At 50.6% G+C, this 1,459-nt stretch carries 3 protein-coding genes and 1 pseudogene; 1 reads left to right on the top strand and 3 read right to left on the bottom strand.

What is annotated here, in order from left to right; genetic code table 11:
- Window positions 1-100: 100 nt before the first annotated feature.
- The 3 genes from ACTHSL_RS12580 to ACTHSL_RS12570 all read right to left on the bottom strand — a co-directional run bounded on the left by ACTHSL_RS12580 (window position 101) and on the right by ACTHSL_RS12570 (window position 1,291).
- Window positions 101-532 carry a hypothetical protein gene (locus ACTHSL_RS12580; protein WP_440381654.1) on the bottom strand — a complete coding sequence of 144 codons (432 nt, stop codon included), beginning with the start codon at window positions 530-532 and terminating at the stop codon, window positions 101-103.
- 209 nt (window positions 533-741) lie between these two features.
- Complete coding sequence (locus ACTHSL_RS12575; RefSeq protein WP_440381653.1) at window positions 742-870, bottom strand: hypothetical protein; 129 nt, start codon at window positions 868-870, stop codon at window positions 742-744.
- A gap of 169 nt (window positions 871-1,039) precedes the next feature.
- Window positions 1,040-1,291 (bottom strand): hypothetical protein, encoded by a 252-nt coding sequence (locus ACTHSL_RS12570; protein ID WP_440381652.1) that lies wholly within the window; start codon window positions 1,289-1,291, stop codon window positions 1,040-1,042.
- A gap of 84 nt (window positions 1,292-1,375) precedes the next feature.
- On the opposite strand from ACTHSL_RS12570, the pseudogene ACTHSL_RS12565 reads away from it, so the two are divergent.
- Window positions 1,376-1,459: pseudogene (locus ACTHSL_RS12565) on the top strand (IS1595 family transposase); the annotation flags it as partial.

Genomic DNA, 1,459 nt, shown 5'->3' with positions numbered 1-1,459 from the left:
TGCTTCTTTGGATTAGGTTTTCGTATTTCATTTGGAAATTGTAAATCTTCAGGATACTTTCGCAAGAGGTCTAATAAATCGGAAGGCCGTCTGAAACCCGTTATCCGGCTTTCAAGGCCGCCGCCGCACCTTCAATGCCGTCAAACGCCTTCAGCTTCGCTTCTGCCGCCTCTTTGGCTTCGCGGTGCTGCTTGGCTTCGGTATTCAGGCCGCTGATTTTCTGCATGGCGGCAGGCGCGTCAAACGGGATTTCCTTCCCGTCGTCTTTTTGGTTGATAAAGCCGATAAATTGTGCACGCTGTTGCTGGATTTCGGTGATGTATTGGTTGTAGCGTGCAATGGTGTCTGCGTAAATTTCACGCCGTTCGGCGGCTGTGTAGCGCAGGGTAACTGCTTCGTGGTAGTTGCGGTAAGCATGGCCGCCGTTGATGTAAGCATCAGTGTAGTGTGTACATACATCGTAGTATTGGGGCGGCTGGTAGGTGGATTTGCCCCGTTGTTGGGCGGCAATGGCCGGGTTATATTCGTTCAATTCGTTGGCTATGGCAGTATAGGTGTTATCGTTGATGGAATGGAGCAGCCACTGTCTGAACAGGTCGGTCAGCTAGGTTTCGTTTTGCTTAAAATACTGACTATTTATCCTTTCCCAGCTGAGCCTACGTCTCTCATTCAAAAGCCGAACGGCTTCGCTTTCGCCAGAGCTGCGGCTGCTGCTGTGTGATTCGCCGCCGAGCGCAACGTTCAGGCGGTCGAGCCGTTGTTGACTGCGCCCAATGCGCCGTCGGCGGCATTGGCCACGGCTTGGATGGCCGAGCAGCCAGACAGGGCGACGGCCGTGAGGGTTAATAGGGTAATATTTTTGATTTTCATAGACTTCCCTTGAAAAGATGAAAATGAGGGGGTAGAGTGGTATGCAAAGATTATAAAAAAATGTAAAAGCGTGTTGGTGTTTTAAGGGTGGCAAAAAGAACCGCAAAGATGACGACGATGAGATTAATGAGCAAGAAGCTGCCGAAGGCGTTTAGCGCGGTGGTACTGATCAGGCCGAGTATAAGGGCGGGCGGCGAGGGTAGTGGGTGCCGTAGCACTCTTTTACCAATGCGGCCTGTCGGCGCCAGGCCATGGCATACCACAGGATAGGCAGGATGACAAGGCCGCCGAGTGTGACGAGGATCGATTGGATCAGGAAGAGGATAATTAAAATAACCGCCAATGCAAACGGTGTGACCAGGATAAAGCCGAGATTCAGGCGTTTAAGGCGAGTTTCACCCATGGCGCGGGCGTTGAGCATGTGTAGGGCGGCGGCGAATACATGGGAATATAAGTGAAAAATAAACGGGCTGTACTAGATTAGCAGATATGTTTCCCTCGAAATATGAAGGTAACACACTGCAAATTAAATAAAAAAGTACAGAAAGAACTGCTCCGGTTTTTTGTACTCGAAGTTACCGCCCGTTCT

It is taken from the genome of Neisseria sp. P0008.S010 (genome assembly GCF_051962715.1).
Lineage (GTDB): Bacteria > Pseudomonadota > Gammaproteobacteria > Burkholderiales > Neisseriaceae > Neisseria > Neisseria elongata.
The sequence above is the reverse complement of the archived record's forward strand: the minus strand, read 5'-3'. Positions and strand labels throughout refer to the sequence as shown.

What these genes read in the sequence shown, in the direction of transcription:
- ACTHSL_RS12570 (WP_440381652.1), bottom strand. Translation starts at nt 1,291, where the DNA reads ATGCTCAACGCCCGCGCCATGGGTGAAACTCGCCTTAAACGCCTGAAT.
- ACTHSL_RS12575 (WP_440381653.1), bottom strand. Translation starts at nt 870, where the DNA reads ATGAAAATCAAAAATATTACCCTATTAACCCTCACGGCCGTCGCCCTG.